The 15,361-nt window shown below is 67.0% G+C and carries 10 protein-coding genes; 4 read left to right on the top strand and 6 right to left on the bottom strand.

The annotated features are described in order from the left end of the window. Positions 1-16: 16 nt before the first annotated feature. From glmM to B7G52_RS02290, 3 genes are all read left to right on the top strand, one after another. The gene (glmM, locus tag B7G52_RS02300) at positions 17-1,348 is read left to right on the top strand and encodes a phosphoglucosamine mutase (RefSeq protein WP_096695922.1); all 1,332 of its coding nucleotides are present in this window, start codon (positions 17-19) and stop codon (positions 1,346-1,348) included. A gap of 193 nt (positions 1,349-1,541) precedes the next feature. Next, on the top strand, positions 1,542-2,048 hold the full coding sequence (locus B7G52_RS02295; protein WP_096696068.1) for a hemerythrin domain-containing protein: 507 nt from the start codon (positions 1,542-1,544) through the stop codon (positions 2,046-2,048). Further along, positions 2,045-2,677, top strand: coding sequence for a YitT family protein (locus B7G52_RS02290; RefSeq protein WP_096695921.1), 633 nt, complete (start codon positions 2,045-2,047; stop codon positions 2,675-2,677). The genes B7G52_RS02295 and B7G52_RS02290 overlap by 4 nt, the downstream gene beginning before the upstream one ends. Positions 2,678-2,713: 36 nt before the next feature. Here the strand turns inward: B7G52_RS02290 and B7G52_RS02285 are convergent, their stop codons facing one another. From B7G52_RS02285 to B7G52_RS02265, 5 genes are all read right to left on the bottom strand, one after another. Next, positions 2,714-2,857 (bottom strand): DUF3149 domain-containing protein, encoded by a 144-nt coding sequence (locus B7G52_RS02285; RefSeq protein WP_096695920.1) that lies wholly within the window; start codon positions 2,855-2,857, stop codon positions 2,714-2,716. A gap of 190 nt (positions 2,858-3,047) precedes the next feature. After that, complete coding sequence (locus tag B7G52_RS02280; RefSeq protein WP_240523289.1) at positions 3,048-4,484, bottom strand: efflux transporter outer membrane subunit; 1,437 nt, start codon at positions 4,482-4,484, stop codon at positions 3,048-3,050. 8 nt (positions 4,485-4,492) lie between these two features. Beyond that, a complete protein-coding gene (locus B7G52_RS02275; protein ID WP_096695916.1) occupies positions 4,493-7,738 on the bottom strand; it encodes an efflux RND transporter permease subunit in 3,246 nt (1,081 codons plus the stop codon). A gap of 781 nt (positions 7,739-8,519) precedes the next feature. Beyond that, positions 8,520-11,597, bottom strand: a complete 3,078-nt coding sequence (locus B7G52_RS02270; protein WP_096695914.1) for an efflux RND transporter permease subunit — start codon at positions 11,595-11,597, stop codon at positions 8,520-8,522. Between the two features lie 22 nt (positions 11,598-11,619). Beyond that, a complete protein-coding gene (locus tag B7G52_RS02265; RefSeq protein WP_096695913.1) occupies positions 11,620-13,185 on the bottom strand; it encodes an efflux RND transporter periplasmic adaptor subunit in 1,566 nt (521 codons plus the stop codon). Positions 13,186-13,577: 392 nt separating this feature from the next. Here B7G52_RS02265 and B7G52_RS02260 point away from each other — a divergent pair, with 392 nt between their 5' ends. Continuing rightward, a complete protein-coding gene (locus tag B7G52_RS02260) occupies positions 13,578-14,081 on the top strand; it encodes a GNAT family N-acetyltransferase (RefSeq protein WP_096695911.1) in 504 nt (167 codons plus the stop codon). A 12-nt stretch (positions 14,082-14,093) separates the two neighbouring features. On the opposite strand, the gene B7G52_RS02255 is transcribed toward B7G52_RS02260, so the two are convergent. Then, positions 14,094-15,326: an MFS transporter gene (locus B7G52_RS02255; RefSeq protein ID WP_170954656.1), complete on the bottom strand. Its 1,233-nt coding sequence runs from the start codon at positions 15,324-15,326 to the stop codon at positions 14,094-14,096. Between the last annotated feature and the right edge of the window lie 35 nt (positions 15,327-15,361).

Below are 15,361 nucleotides of genomic sequence, written 5' to 3'. Positions count from 1 at the left end.
CCAGGGACATCCATCCATGACCAGAACATACTTCGGCACCGACGGCATTCGCGGCACGGTGGGCCAGGCGCCGATCACGCCCGATTTTGTGCTCCGCCTGGCGCATGCGGTCGGCCGCGTGCTGAAAAAGACCGAGGCCCGGCCCACCGTTCTGATTGGCAAGGACACCCGCATTTCCGGCTACATGCTCGAGAGTGCGCTGGAGTCGGGTTTCAACTCTGCGGGTGTTGACGTGGTATTGCTCGGGCCCTTGCCGACACCGGGCGTGGCCTACCTCACGCGCACGCAGCGTGCCAGCCTGGGCGTGGTGATCAGTGCCAGCCACAACCCCTTTCCCGACAACGGCATCAAGTTTTTCAGCGCCCAGGGCGCCAAGCTGCCGGACGCCTGGGAGCAGGAAGTCGAAGCCGTGCTGGAACAGGCGCCGGTGTGGGCGGATTCGCCCAACCTCGGCAAGACGCGCCGGCTCGACGATGCCGCCGGCCGCTACATCGAGTTCTGCAAAAGCACCTTTGCCCATGACCTGACGCTCAAGGGCATGAAGATCGTCGTTGATGCGGCGCACGGTGCGGCCTACCACATTGCACCGGAAGTCTTTCATGAGCTGGGGGCCGAGGTCATTGCCATCGGCTGCGCACCCGACGGCATGAACATCAACCACGAGGTCGGCGCGACCCATCCCGAGGCGCTGATCAAGGCCGTCACAGCCTATGGGGCGGATTACGGCGTGGCGCTGGACGGCGACGCCGACCGGCTGCAGCTGGTGGACGCCCAGGGCCGTCTTTTCAATGGCGACGAAGTGCTGTACCTGATGGTGGCCGAACGCCTGGCGCGCGGCGAGAAGGTGCCTGGCGCCGTCGGTACCCTGATGACCAACATGGCCGTCGAAGTGGCCCTGAAAGCGCGAGGCGTCGAGTTTGTGCGCGCCAAGGTCGGTGACCGCTACGTGCTGGAAGAACTGGAGAAACACGGCTGGCTGCTCGGCGGCGAAGGCTCGGGCCATCTGCTGGCGCTGGACAAACACAGCACCGGCGACGGCCTGATCAGCGCGCTGCAGGTCTTGCAGGCCTGTGTGCGCAGCGGCAAAAGCCTGGCGCAACTGCTGGCCGACGTCACGCTGTTTCCCCAGACCCTGATCAACGTGCGCTTGCAGCCCGGGCAGGACTGGAAAAGCAGCGCAGCCCTGGCAGACATGAGCCGCACCGTCGAAGCCGAGCTTGGCGACAGCGGCCGGCTGCTGATCCGCGCCAGCGGCACCGAGCCGCTGCTGCGCGTCATGGTGGAGGCGCGCGACGCCGCGCAGGCCCTGGCCTGTGCCGAGCGGGTGGCGGAGACGGTCAGGCGCTGACCCCGTTTTTTTGAATCAATAGTGCCTCTGGCCCAGAGTAGCCGGGCTCAAGCAGCTATAAAAAGCATAGTGACGCGTCTCCTCTGCAGGCGCAGGGATTGATTGTGTCCAGCACATGAATCCATGACATGGATCAAATTTTTTCAGGCAGGTTTGCGTAAGCTGGCGCTTTACCCCTGCCGGAGCCATGAACATGCCGAATCTTGAATGGTCTGACGCGCTGGCGCTCGACCTGCCCGCGATGGATGACACCCACCGGGAATTTGTCGACCTGCTGGCGCAGGTGGAAAACGCCGCAGACCACGCGCTGCTGGCCCACTGGCGCGTCTTGCTGGACCACACCGATGAACATTTCGGCCGTGAAGACCGCTGGATGCAGGACACGCGGTTTTCATCGTCCAACTGCCACAGCGTGCAGCACAAGGTTGTGCTGCAGGTCATGCGTGAAGGCCTGGCCGGCGGCGAGGCCGGCAAGCTCGGCATGCTGCGCGACATGGCGCGTGAACTTGGGCTCTGGTTTCCCCAGCATGCCCAGACCATGGATGCGGCGCTGGCCCTGCACCTGCGCGGCATCGGTTACGACCCGGTCACGGGCGTGGTGGCCATGCCCGCGGCCTTGCCCAGGGACATCATTCACGGCTGCGGCGGCGCCAGTTGCACCGATACCCAGGCGCCCGCAGCCACCGCCCAGGCGGCATGAGCACCGCGCCTGCCGCTGCGGCCGGCACCATGGGCGTACCGCGGCACCGCCTGCACGAGGATGTGCAGGCCCTCACCACGGGCACCCTGTTTGTGGCGCTGGGCGTGGTCATGTTTGGCCATGCCGGATTGTTGACGGGCGGCACGGCCGGCATCGCTTTCCTGATTCACTACGCCACCGGCCTGAGTTTCAGCCTCGCGTTTTTTTTGGTGAACCTGCCCTTTTATTTCTTTGCCTGGCGGCGCATGGGGCTGGCCTTCACCCTCAAGACCTTTGCGGCCGTGGGCCTGCTGTCGCTGTTTACCTGGGTCCTGCCGCAGGGGCTGGCCTTCGGCTACCTGTCACCCGCGCTGGCGGCGGTACTCGGTGGACTGCTCTGCGGCGCGGGCATGCTCATCGTGTTTCGCCATGGTGCCAGCCTGGGCGGGCTGAACATCGTGGTGCTTTACCTGCAGGACCGCCTGGGCTGGCGCGCCGGCAAGGTGCAGATGGTCATGGACGGCCTGATCGTGCTGGGTGCGCTGTGGGTGACCGACTGGCAGCGGGTGGCGCTGTCGGTGCTGGGCGCCGTGGTGCTGAACCTGGCCCTGGCCATCAACCACCGGCCCGGCCGCTACATGGCGATGTAGCTGCTTTTCTTCAGGGCCGCACCTCGGCCCCAAAGTCTATTTACCGGCGCGTTTGGCGTCCTGATCCATCTTGCCCATGAACAGCATGAAGAAAAACACGCCCATGCCAATCATGAAGGCAATGCCGATCACGGTCATGATGCCGTAGTCGGTGGAGAACAGGTCAGTCAACAATTTCATGGTGGTCGCTCCTTGGTAGTGCTGCCACTATGGCCTGCCGGCCTGAAACACATACTGACGCACGTCAACAATGTGTGCCTGAAGCCGCCTTCCAGGCCCGGGATCCGTGTTGATCCTTATAAGGTTCAGGCCTGCAGCCAAATGACGACGTGCGCTGGGTGCTACTGAAAACGGAGCGTGGCCGGATCACTCAGGGGGATGGCTCCGCCTGCCAGCCGCCGCCGAGCGACTGGATCAGCGCCACGGCGGTGGTCTGGCGGTCGGCCATGGCCTGCACCAGTGCGCGGCGCGCGCTCAAAGCGGTGGCCTGCGCGGCAATGACTTCGGTGTAGCCGACCTGGCCGCTGCGGTAGCGGTTGAGCACCTGCTGCTCGACCTGGTCGGCCGATGCGGAGGCCTGGCGGCGCAGCTCCTGCTGGGTGAGCAGCACGCGGGTGGCGGCCAGCTGGTCCTCTACATCCTGGAAGGCGGCCAGCACGGTTTGCCGGTAACGTGCCACGGTTTGTGCGTGGGCCGCCTCACTGCCTTCCACGCGGGCGCCCGTGGCCCCGGCATTGAACAGCACCTGCGCGGCCGACAGGCCCAGCGACCAGACCGTGCTGGACGCGCTGAACAGGTCCGCCACGCGGCTGGCGCCCAGGCCATAGGAGGCACTCAGGGACAGCTTGGGGTAATAGGCGCTTTTGGCGATGCCGATCTGCTCGTTGGCGGCCGCCACGCGGCGTTCGGCCGCGGCGATGTCGGGCCGGCGCTGCAGCAGCGTTGACGGCACACCCACCGGAACCTCGGGCACGGAAGGCTTCCACGCCGCACGGGCGAGCGAGAAATTGCCCGGGGCCTCACCGACCAGCACCGCGATCGCATGCTCGAGCTGCGCGCGTTGCCGCACCAGGCCGGCATCGTCGGCCTGGGCATTGGCCAGCTGGGTTTGTGCCTGGAGCACATCGGTCTTGCCGACAATGCCGGCGTTGTAGCGGTTCTGTGCAATTTCCAGCGCGCGTTGGTAGCCCTTGAGGGTGTCCTCGAGCAGGCCTTTTTGCGCGTCCAGCTGGCGCAGCGAAAAGTAGTTGATGGCCAGCTCGCCTTGCGCCGACAGCTTGGCCGAGGCCAGGTCGGCCGCGCTGGCCTGGGCGCCCGCGCTGGCGCCATCGACCGCACGGCCAAGACGGCCCCAGACGTCGGGCTCCCAGCTGCCGCCTATGCTGAGCTGGTAGTTGTTGCCGGCACGCCCGCCAGAGCTGCTGGTCGTGCTTGTGCTGCCGCTACTGCTGCCACTGCTGCCGGAGCGGGTGGCGCCACTGCCCAGCGTGACCGCCGGAAAGAGGGACGCGCGCTGCTCGCGCACCAGGGCACGGGCCTGGGCGTAGGCGGCGACGGCGGCGGCGACGTTCTGGTTGGACACCTCGACCCGCGCGGCCAGCTGGTCGAGCACCGGGTCACCGAACAGCGACCACCAGGGGCCACGTTCCAGCGCATCGGCCGGTGCGGCGGGCACCCAGCCTTCGGCTTCCTTGTAGCTGCTGACCTCTGGCGTGAGCGGCCGCTGGTAGGTGGGGCCAACGGCGCAGCCGCCGAGCAGGACGACAAGCGCAGCGGCGATGGGGTAAAGCGTGAATCTGGATCGCATGGCGGGCCTCATTGCAGTTGCAGCGGCACACCGGGCGGTGGCGCGCTGGCATCATCGGGATGACGGCTCAGGTGGCGCTCGGACGGGCTGCGGCGGCGCAGCTTGTCGAGCAGGATATAGACCACCGGCGTGGTCAGCAGCGTGAGCAGCTGGCTGGCAATCAGGCCGCCGATGATGGAGATGCCCAGCGGTCGGCGCAGCTCGGCACCTTCGCCAAAACCGATGGCCAGCGGCAGCGCGCCCAGGATGGCGGCCAGCGTGGTCATCAGGATGGGCCGGAAGCGCAGCAGGCAGGCCTCGCGCACCGCATCGACGGCCGACAGGCCGCGCGAGCGCTCGGCCTCGATCGCGAAGTCGATGATCAGGATGGCATTTTTCTTGACGATGCCGATCAGCAGAAAGACACCGATCAGCGCGATGATGGAAAACTCCATCTTGAACAGCATCAGCGCGAGCACCGCGCCCACGCCGGCCGAGGGCAGGGTGGACAGCACCGTGATCGGGTGGACCAGGCTTTCGTACAGGATGCCGAGCACGATGTAGATCACGATCAGCGCCGCCAGGATCAGCAGCGGCTGCTCGTTTTGCGATTGCTGGGCGCTGAGTGCTGTCCCTGAAAAACTGCCGCGCACGTTGTTGGGCAGGCGGATCTCGGCCTCGGCCTGTTTGACGGCGTCCTGGGCCTGGCTGAGCGGGATGCCCTCGGCGAGGTTGAAAGACACGGTGGTGGAGAGTTCGCCGTCTTCGTGGCTGATCGATGCAGCCGTCGGGTTTTCGCTGAAGCTCGCAATCGCCGAGAGCGGCACCATGGTGGTGACCGCAGCGCTCAGCGCCTGGCCCGAGGAGGGATCGCGCAGCGCCGGGTTGACCACGCTGGTACTGGTGGCCGGGGCGGCCGCGGCGAGTGTTGTGCCGCTGCCGCCGCGTGCGGGAACATAAATGTCCTTCAACGATTCCGGGCTCTGGATGTAACGCGGCGCCACGCCCATGATGACCTTGTACTGGTTCAGGTCGGCATAAATGGTGGCGACCTGGCGCTGGCCGAAGCCGTTGTACAGCGCGTTGTCCACATCCCGCGAACTGATGCCCAGCCGCGCTGCGCTGTCCTTGTCCACGGTGACCATGGTCTCCACGCCGTTTTCCTGCTGGTCGGTGTCCACGTCGGTCAGCGCCGGTTGCAGTTTCATCTGCTCGGCCAGGCGTGTCGCCCAGACCTTCAGGTCGGCGGCGTTGTCGCTCTTGAGGGTGTACTGGTAGGTGGAGTTGCTGGCCCGCCCACCACCGCGCAGGTCCTGCACCGGGTTCAGAAACAGGGTGATGCCGGTGATCTGCGCCAACTGCGGGCGCAGCCGCGCGATCACCGCCTGGCCCTTGTCCGTGCGCTGGCTCACCGGCTTGAGGTTGATGAACATGAAGCCGCCGCCGGCGCGCGAGCCGCCGGTAAAACCGACCACGGTATCGACCGCCGGGTCGGCGCGGATGATGTCCACCAGCGCCTTGAGCTTGCTCTGCATGGCTTGGAAGGAAATGCTGCGGTCCGCGCGTATGCCGCCGCTGATCTGCCCGGTGTCCTGCTGCGGAAAGTAGCCCTTGGGGATGGCGACGAACAGGTAGACATTGAGCGCAATGACGGCCAGCAGGCTCAGCATCACGATCACCCGGCTGGCCAGCGCCCAGTCCAGGCTGATCTCGTAGCCGCGGTGCAGGCGCCTGAACGCCGCCTCGAACCAGCGCGCCACCCGCCCGGGCGGCGTCGTGTGTGCGTCGGGCTTGAGCAGCCAGGCGCACATCATGGGGGTGGTGGTCAGCGAGATCAGCAGCGAGATCAGCACCGCCGCCGACAGCGTCACCGCAAACTCGCGGAACAGCCGGCCGGTTTGGCCGCCCATGAAGAGCAGCGGGATGAACACCGCCACCAGCGACAGGCTGATGGACAGCACGGTAAAGCCCACCTCGCGCGCGCCCAGCAGCGCGGCCTTGAAACGGTCCATGCCGGCCTCGATGTGGCGGCTGGTGTTTTCCAGCACCACGATGGCGTCGTCCACCACAAAACCGGTGGCCACCGTCAGCGCCATCAGGCTCAGGTTGTTCAGGCTGAAACCGAGGAAATACATCACGCCGAAGGTGCCGAGCAGCGAGACCACGGTGGCCACGGCCGGAATCACGGTGGCGCGCGCGCTGCGCAGAAAGGCGCTGACCACCAGCACCACCAGCGCAATCGAGATCAGCAGCGTGATTTCGATCTCCTTGAGCGAGGCGCGTATCGAGTTGGTGCGGTCCGACGCGACTTGCAGCACCACATCCTGCGGCAACTGGGCCTGCAGCTCGGGCAGCAGGGCGCGCACGCCGTCCACCGTGGCAATCACGTTGGCATCGGGCTGGCGCGTGACCAGCACGATCACGGCCGGCTCGCCATTGAACAGGCCCAAGGTGTTGATGTTCTCCACTCCGTCCACCACCTCGGCCACGTCGCGCAGGCGGATCGCCGCATTGTTGCGCCAGGCCACCACCAGGTCGCGGTAGTCAGCCGCCTTGCGCCCACCGCTGGCCGTGCTGGCGCCCGAGTAGATCTGCAGGCGCTGGCCGTTGCCTTCAATCGCCCCCTTGGGCCGGTTGGCGTTGGACGCCTGCAGGGCGGCGCGCACGTCTTCCATGCTGACGCCGTAGCGGTTCAGCGCAAACGGCAGCAGGTCCACCCGCACGGCCGGCAGCGAGCCGCCGCCGAGCTCGACGTCGCCGACGCCCGGAACCTGGGCGATTTTCTGCTGCACCAGGTTGGAAACTTCGTCGTAGATCTGGCCCGGCGACCGGGTTTTGGAGGTCAGCGCCAGGATGATGACCGGCGCCGCGGCCGGGTTCGCCTTGCGGTAGGTCGGGTTGCTGCGCAGCGTGGCGGGCAGGTCCACGCGCGAGGCGTTGATGGCGGCCTGCACTTCGCGCGCCGCGGCGTCGATCTTGCGGTTCAGGTCGAACTGCAGGCTGATGCGGGTCGAGCCCGTGCCGCTGCTGGACGTCATTTCGTTGACACCCGCAATTGTGCCCAGCCGCCGCTCCAGAGGCGTCGCCACACTGCTGGCCATGGTCGAGGGGCTGGCACCCGGCAGCGACGCGCTGACCGAAATCGTCGGGAAGTCCACCTGCGGCAGTGGCGACACCGGCAGCACGAAGAACGCACCTATGCCGGCCAGGGCCAGGCCTATCGTCAGTAGCACCGTGGCTACCGGGCGGCGGACGAAGGGTTCGGAGAGGTTCACTTGCCGGCTCCCCGTGTTGCCGGCAGGGCGCTTGCGCGTTGAAGCAGTTTTGGTAGTGATGGCAATGTTTGATGGCCGAGGGTTGCCCTTTCAACCGTTCGGGCTGAGCCTGTCGAAGCCGTCTCTTGATTCCACGGGCGGTGGTTCGCCAGCAAGCCGGGGGTTGCCCGGCGGCAAGTAACTTTCTTTTGCGTCGCCAAAAGTAAGTCACCAAAGAAAAGGCGACCCGACAGTCTGGGTCCCTGCGCTTCGCTGCGGGCAACCTGCGGTGCTCGGCAAAAGCGGGGTCTCGCTCGAACTCGCCTTCGGCTCAGACAATCGCGAGCCCTGATCCGCTTTTGCCTGCGCTCCTCGGTCCAGCCTAACGGGTGGGGGAATAAATTCGGGTTCGGGTTCGGGTGCTGGTGCGGGGAGGCGAGGACGCGCTTTGCGCGTCCTCGCCGGAGCCCGATTCCGGTCCCGAATCCGGCTCCGCTTCCGATCCTGTCCCCACGCCCCTTCTGGCTGCGCCGAGGAGCGGAGGTCCAGACGGATAAGGACGGGCGATTGTCTGAGCGAAGCGAGTTCGAGCCCGGCCCCGGCTGGACCGAGCACCGCAGGTTGCCCCGGAGCGTAGCGCAGGGGTCGCAGACAGTAGGGTCGCCTTTTCTTTTGCTTACTTTTCTTTTGGCGGCGCAAAAGAAAAGTGAGTTGCCGCCGGGCAACCCCCGGCTTGCAGGCAAACCACGAACCGCCGAAGCACAGAAGGCTTCAACAAGTCCGGCCCGAACGCAGGAGGGTTTCACACCGAAGCCCTCCGCCCAAACCTCTGCCCCATCCTGTCAAACGCCAGATAAATAACCGGCGTCGTGAACAGCGTGAGCACCTGGCTGACGATGAGCCCGCCGAAGATGGCCAGGCCCAGCGGCCGTCGCAACTCGGCCCCTTCGCCCCAGCCCAGCATCAGCGGTACCGCGGCAAACAGGGCGGCCAGGGTGGTCATGAGAATCGGCCGGAAGCGCAGCAGTGCTGCCTGGTGAATCGCTTCCTGCGGCGACTTGCCTTCGCTGCGCTCGGCGTCGATGGCGAAGTCGATCATCATGATCGCGTTCTTTTTCACGATGCCGATCAGGAGGATGATGCCGATGATGCCGATCACCCCGAGGTCGGAGCCGCTGATCATCAGCATCAGCAGCGCGCCGACGCCGGCCGAAGGCAGGGTCGAGAGAATCGTCAGCGGGTGGATATAACTTTCATACAGCACGCCGAGCACGATGTAGACGCAGATCAGCGCCGCCAGGATCAGCCACAACTGGCTGGACAGCGAGGTCTGGTAGGCACCCGCCGCGCCCAGGAAGGTCAGGGTCACGCTGGCGGGCAGGGCGATGTCCTGCGCTGCCTGTTTGACCTCGCCCACCGCCTTGCCGAGGGACACACCCGGTGCCGTGTCGAAGCCCAGCGTGGTGGCCGGGTACTGGGCCACGCGGGTGATCTGCAGCGGTGCCGGCTGCTCGGTGATGGTGGCGATGCTGGCCAGCGGGGTGGTGACGCCCGAGCCGGTCTTGAGCGGCAGGTTGCCCAGCGAGGCCGCGGTCATCAGGGGGTCGGGCAGGGCCTCGAGGATCACGCGGTACTGGTTGGTCTCGGTGAAAATCGTCGAGACGATACGCTGGCCAAAAGCGCTGTACAACGCGTCGTCGATCGCCGAGGTCGTCACGCCGACGCGCGAGGCGGTGTCGCGGTCCACCGAGATGTAGGCCGAGGTGCCGGTGGCGCCGGCGTCCGAGGCGATGTTGCGCAGCGCCGGCAACGCCTGCATTTGCTGCGCCAGCTTGTTGGCCCACAGCGCCACCGTGGCCGTGTCCGAACCCTCCAGCGAGACGCGGAATTGCGTCGGGCCGGTTTCGGCGTCGATGGTCAGGTCCTGCGTGGGCTGCAGGTACATGGTGACGCCGGCCACCGCGCCGGCCCGGCGTTGCAGCCGGTCCATGGTTTCCTGCTGGCTGGTGCTGCGCGTGCGCTTGAGGTTGATCAGCATGCGGCCGGTGTGCAGCATGGTGTTGTTGGCCGCGTCCACGCCGATGAAGGAACTCAGGGTGTCCACATCGGGGTCTTCCAGGATGGCTTTGGCCGCGGCCTGCTGCAACTCGGCCATGCGCGCATACGAGACGGACTGGGAGGTCTCGATGCGGGCCTGCAACTGGCCCGTGTCCTGCGTCGGGAACAGGCCCTTGGGAATCAACACATACAGCAACACGGTGAGCACCAGAGTGGCCAGTGCCACCAGCAGGGTGGCGCCCTGGTGCCGCAGCACCCAGCTGAGCCAGCCGTCGTAACGCGTGATCACGCCGTCAAAAAATTGCTGCAGTTTCGCGCCGGTCGGGCTGCCGCCGGTGTCCGGTTCATGCTTGAGCCATCTGGCCGACATCATGGGCACCAGCGTTAGCGACACCACCGCCGAGATCAGGATGGTGATGGCCAGCGTGACCGCGAACTCGCGAAACAGCCGGCCGACCACGTCGCCCATGAAGAGCAGCGGGATCAGCACGGCGATCAGCGAAACCGTCAGCGAGATGATGGTGAAGCCGATCTGCTGCGCGCCCTTGAGCGCGGCGGCCATCGGGGCCTCGCCTTTTTCGATGTAGCGCGAGATGTTTTCTATCATGACGATGGCGTCGTCCACCACAAAACCGGTGGCAATGGTGAGTGCCATCAGGCTCAGGTTGTTCAGGCTGTAGCCCAGCAAATACATGGCGCCGCAGGTGCCGATCAGTGAAATCGGCACCGCCAGGCTGGCAATCACGGTGGCGCGGAGGTTGCGCAGAAACGCAAAAATCACCAGCACCACCATGACCACGGCCAGCAGCAGCTCGATCTCGACATGCAGCACCGAGGCGCGTATGCCGGTGGTGCGGTCGCTCAGCACATCGACCTTCATGGCTGTCGGCAGGCCGGCCTGCAGCTCGGGCAGGCGTGCCTTGATGGCGTCCACGGTGGCAATCACGTTGGCGCCGGGTTGGCGCTGCACGTTCAGGATGATGGCCGGTTTCAGGCCCGACCAGGCGCCGAGCTTGACGTTTTCAGCGCTGTCAACCACCTGCGCCACATCGGCAACACGCACCGCCGCGCCGTTGCGAAAGGCGATGACCAGGTTTTTGTACTCGCTTGCTGCCAGCAGCTGGTCGTTGGAGTTGATGGAATACGAACGTGTCGGCCCGTCGATGCTGCCCTTGGCGCCGTTGGCATTGGCCGCCGCAATCGCCGTGCGCAACGAATCGAGCCCGAGACCGTAGGAGGCCAGCGCGCGCGTGTCCGCCTGGATGCGCACGGCGGGCCGCTGGCCGCCGCTGAGCGAGACCAGACCCACGCCGCTGACCTGGCTGATCTTGAGCGCGAGGCGGGTGTTGACGATGTTCTGCACTTCCGTGAGCGGCAGGCTGTCGGAGGTGATCGCCAGCGTGAGCACTGGCGCGTCGGCGGGGTTGACCTTGGCATACACCGGCGGCGCCGGCAGGTCGGCCGGCAGCAGCGAGCCGCCGGCATTGATGGCCGCCTGCACCTGCTGCTCGGCCACGTCCAGGCCCAAGCCCAGACCGAACTGCAAGGTGACGATGGAGACGCCGGCTGCGCTGGTCGAACTCAGGCGCTGCAGCCCGGCCATCTGGCCGAACTGGCGCTCCAGCGGCGCCGTCACGGTCTGCGCCATGACCTCTGGGCTGGCGCCGGGGTACAGCGTCTGGACCTGGATGGTCGGGTAGTCCACCTGCGGCAGGGCCGATAGCGGCAAAAACTTGAAACCGACCAGGCCGGCCAGAACGATGGCCACCATCAGCAGCGCGGTGGCGACCGGCCGCTGGATGAAAGGACTCGACGGGCTCATGCGGGCAGTCGCCTGGGGGCTGTCATTGCGCCGGCGCCTGGGCGCCCTGGCGCCGACGTTCCATGATCTGCTGCCAGCGTGCCAGTGCGGCCGGGTCGCCGCGGTCGATTTGCGCAAGCAGGGCCTGGCGACGGGCCAGCGCCTCCGGGTCGTCCTTCACCTGGTCGAGAAAACGCTGGCGCTGCTGCGCGGAAGGCGGGGTGCCCGCAGCGGCCGCTGCGGCCGGCGTTTGCGCTGCCACAGCGGGAGTGCCTGCCGGTGCAGAGGCGCTGGCTTGCGGCATGGCCGCGCCGGCGGGCGCACTGGCGTCGCCGCGCGGGGCCGACGCCGCGCCCTGGGGCCGGCGCGCACCCGCGGCACGCCCGCCGCCGCCCGGGGCATCGCCCGGCAGCACCACGCGCGCGCCGTCCTTGAGCCGGTCGGCGCCCTCGGTGATGACGCGTTCGCCCACCTGCAGGCCGGAGGCGATCACGATTTTGTCCACCGTGGCCGGTCCGCGTTTGACCGGTCGCAGGCTCACGGTGCGCTCGGCCGCATTGAGCACATACACATAGTCGCCCCTGCTGCCCAGGCGCACGGCGGTGACCGGCACCACCACCGCGTTGTCGATGGTGCGGACCAGCAGCTGCACATTGACGAACTGGCTGGGAAACAGCGTGAGCTGGCTGTTGGCAAAACGCGCCTTGGCCTTGACCGTGCCGGTGGTGGTGTCGATCTGGTTGTCGAGCGAGGCAAACACGCCGGTGTCCAGCGTGCCCGAGCGGGTGCGGTCGAGCGCGGTGACCTTCATTGCGGTGCCGGCGCTGACGGCCTGCTGCAATTCGCCGACCTGGTCCTGCGGAATGGAAAACACCACGTCAATCGGGGTGACCTGGGTGATCAGGGCAATGCCATTGGCATCGCTGGGACTCACCACATTGCCGACGTCCACGGCGCGCAGGCCGACGCGGCCGCTGACCGGCGCGACCACCCGGGTGTAGCTCAGGTTCAGGCGGGCCGCGCCTTCGTTGGCCTTGTCGATCACGACCGTGCCCTCGAGCTGCTTGACCAGCGCGGCCTGGGAGTCAACCTCCTGGCGGGCGATCGAGTCCTGCGCCAGCAGGGTCCTGAAACGCTGCAGCGTGACACGTGCGCTGTCAAGCTGGGCCTCGTCGCGCTGGCGCTGGCCGCTGGCCTGCTGCAGGGCGAGTTCAAACTGGCGCGGGTCGATGGTGGCCATGAGTTCGCCGGCGCGCAGCATCTGGCCTTCCTTGAACAGCACTTTCTGCAGCACGCCGGAGACCTGCGGGCGCACCTTGACCGTGGCTTGCGGTGTGACCGTGCCCAGGGCGTCCAGAAGGATGGGAATGCTGGCCCGTTCGGCGGTGGCGACGCCGACCGTGGTGGGCGGCGGGCCGCGGCGGGCGCCGCCGCCGGGGGCGGTGCTGCTGCTGTCTGCGGCGGGATGGGTCAGGTGCCAGGCGAGCCAGCCGGTGCCGGCCAGCGCGATCACCGCGATGGCGCTGCCAATCAGGATGGCGCGGCGGCTCAGGCGTTTGCGGGGGAGGGTCTCGGGGCCGGCGGTCGGCGCCTCAGATTTCGGGTCCATCAGCTGTCCTTGTTGCCCACCGCACCAGCGGTCTGGCGCGGCACTTTTTTGTGTTTGATGGGTGTTGTCACCAGCGGCGCCCTGGCGCTGCCAGCGTGTATTTTTTCAGCTCGCCAAAGAATTATCACTGCAAGGCTTCGCAGGCAGGTGTAGCGCCGGAAAGGGCTGCGTAAATGTCCGGTAAAGAGCGGCGGCCCGGCGTCCGCCACGGCGCAAAGTCTCGGCGGCGACTGTCTGTCAGCGCACATTGCTCTGTTTTTGATAGCTGTTGGCGATTTGCCTGTCTGGGCTGGAGGCCGTTTTGCTGTGTAACTTCGGAGAGGGCGTTGCGGTCGGGGCGCGGGCCCGCTGCTTAGAATCACCGCATCCACTTTTCCACAGGGCACGTCCCCATGACCAATATCGCCGCTTCCGGCCTGCGCATCAGCCGCGCTGACTACCGCGACCCCGCACATGCCGACGCGCTGGTTTTCCTGCTTGACGCCTACGCGCGGGACCCGGCCGGCGGCGGCCAGCCCCTGAGCGAGTTCGCCAGAACCCACCTGGTGGCGGAACTGGCCGCGCGGCCCCAGGCTTTCAGCGTGCTGGCCTTCGACGGTACCCAGCCGGTCGGGTTGGTCAACTGCATCGAGGGTTTTTCAACCTTCGCCTGCCGCCCGCTGGTCAATGTGCACGACGTGGTGGTGCTGGCCAGCCACCGCGGCCGGCGTGTCGGCGAGTTGATGCTGGCCGAGGTCGAGGCCATCGCGCGTGAACGTGGTGCCTGCAAGCTGACGCTGGAAGTGCTGCAGGGCAATGCGCCCGCCATCCGGCTGTACGAGCGTGTGGGTTTTGCCGGCTACCAACTCGACCCGGCCATGGGTCAGGCGCAGTTTCTGCAGAAGTGGCTGGCCTGAGGGCGCGCTGAATCAGGCGGGCCGGACCTGTGTCCCGCGCGGGCCTTGCAGCAGCATCAGGGCCGCCAGGCCCAGACCGCCCAGCGCGGCGGAGAACCACAGCGCGCCCGCGCCAAAGCGGTCAATCGCCAGGCCAAACAGCCAGGGCGACAGGGCCTGCGCAAAGCGCGCCGGCACCATCAGCAGGCCCTGGCGCGCGCCATAGTCCTTCGCGCCGAACAGCACCAGCGGCAGCGTGCCCTTGGCAATCGTCAGCACACCGTTGCCGGCACCGTGCAGCACGGTGAACACGGCCCCGGCCGGCACACCGACAAACAGGAACACCAGGGCACCCAGCGTGTGCATGGCCCCGGCGACGCGTGCCGAAACCAGCGGGTGGATGTTGCGCAGCAGTCCGTACTCCAGCAGCCGACCGGCCACCTGCGCCGGGCCGACCAGCCCGGCAAACACCAGCGCGGTGGCCAGCGGCACGCCGTGGACCTGCAGCAGGCGCGGCAGGTGTGCAGCCATGGCGGTGCTGATGAACCAGGTCACGGCAAACACAAAGGCCAGCAGCGCCGCCGTGTATGCCGAGCTCTGCGCAGGTTCTCGTTCAGGCGCGGGCGCGGTGGCTGTCGTTGCCCGCACCATCGGCACGGCGTGCGCGGCCGGCGATACCGGCGATAGGGGTGAGGCAGGCGATGCAGGCGTCGAAGGCAACATCCAGTTCAGCGGCAGCGCCACCAGCAGGTGCAGGCCGGCCCACACCCCGCAGGCGACGCGCCAGCCCCATTCGAGTTCCAGCCAGGCCGACAGCGGCCAGCCCACGGTGCTGGCAAAACCGGCCAGCAGCGTGATGCCGGTGATGGCACCGCGCGCGTCCTTGCCGTACAGGTGGACCAGTGTGGCAAAGGCGGCTTCGTACAGGCCGGCGGCCATGGCCACGCCTAGGATGGCCCAAGCCACAAACAGACCGACCGGCCCCTGCGCGAAGGCCAGGGCTGCCAGCCCGGCCGCAAAGATGAAACTCGTGGCGGCCAGCACCGGCCGGCCGCCATACCGGTCAATCGCCTTGCCGGCGAAGGGGCCGAGCAGGGCAGACACCACCAGTGCCAGCGAAAACCCGAGAAACACCGTCGGCGTGCCGACGCCGAGGTCGCGCGCCATCGAGTTCGCCAGCATGGCCGGCAGGTAGTAGCTGGACGCCCAGGCCAGTGTCTGGGCAACGCCCAGGCTGGCGACGGTGAGGGTACGAGAGGGGCGCATCAGCCGCCGGCAGCAGATGCCGAGGGATGCGCCGG

This window comes from Polaromonas sp. AER18D-145, from assembly GCF_002379095.1.
In the GTDB taxonomy this organism is placed as follows: domain Bacteria; phylum Pseudomonadota; class Gammaproteobacteria; order Burkholderiales; family Burkholderiaceae_C; genus Polaromonas.
This window is presented reverse-complemented; position numbering and strand designations above follow the sequence as displayed.

Excerpts from the sequence above, each read along its gene's own strand:
- glmM (WP_096695922.1), top strand. The coding sequence starts at position 17 with ATGACCAGAACATACTTCGGCACCGACGGCATTCGCGGCACGGTGGGC.
- B7G52_RS02295 (WP_096696068.1), top strand. The coding sequence starts at position 1,542 with ATGCCGAATCTTGAATGGTCTGACGCGCTGGCGCTCGACCTGCCCGCG.
- B7G52_RS02290 (WP_096695921.1), top strand. The coding sequence starts at position 2,045 with ATGAGCACCGCGCCTGCCGCTGCGGCCGGCACCATGGGCGTACCGCGG.
- B7G52_RS02285 (WP_096695920.1), bottom strand. The coding sequence starts at position 2,857 with ATGAAATTGTTGACTGACCTGTTCTCCACCGACTACGGCATCATGACC.
- B7G52_RS02280 (WP_240523289.1), bottom strand. The coding sequence starts at position 4,484 with ATGCGATCCAGATTCACGCTTTACCCCATCGCCGCTGCGCTTGTCGTC.
- B7G52_RS02270 (WP_096695914.1), bottom strand. The coding sequence starts at position 11,597 with ATGAGCCCGTCGAGTCCTTTCATCCAGCGGCCGGTCGCCACCGCGCTG.
- B7G52_RS02265 (WP_096695913.1), bottom strand. The coding sequence starts at position 13,185 with ATGGACCCGAAATCTGAGGCGCCGACCGCCGGCCCCGAGACCCTCCCC.
- B7G52_RS02260 (WP_096695911.1), top strand. The coding sequence starts at position 13,578 with ATGACCAATATCGCCGCTTCCGGCCTGCGCATCAGCCGCGCTGACTAC.
- B7G52_RS02255 (WP_170954656.1), bottom strand. The coding sequence starts at position 15,326 with ATGCGCCCCTCTCGTACCCTCACCGTCGCCAGCCTGGGCGTTGCCCAG.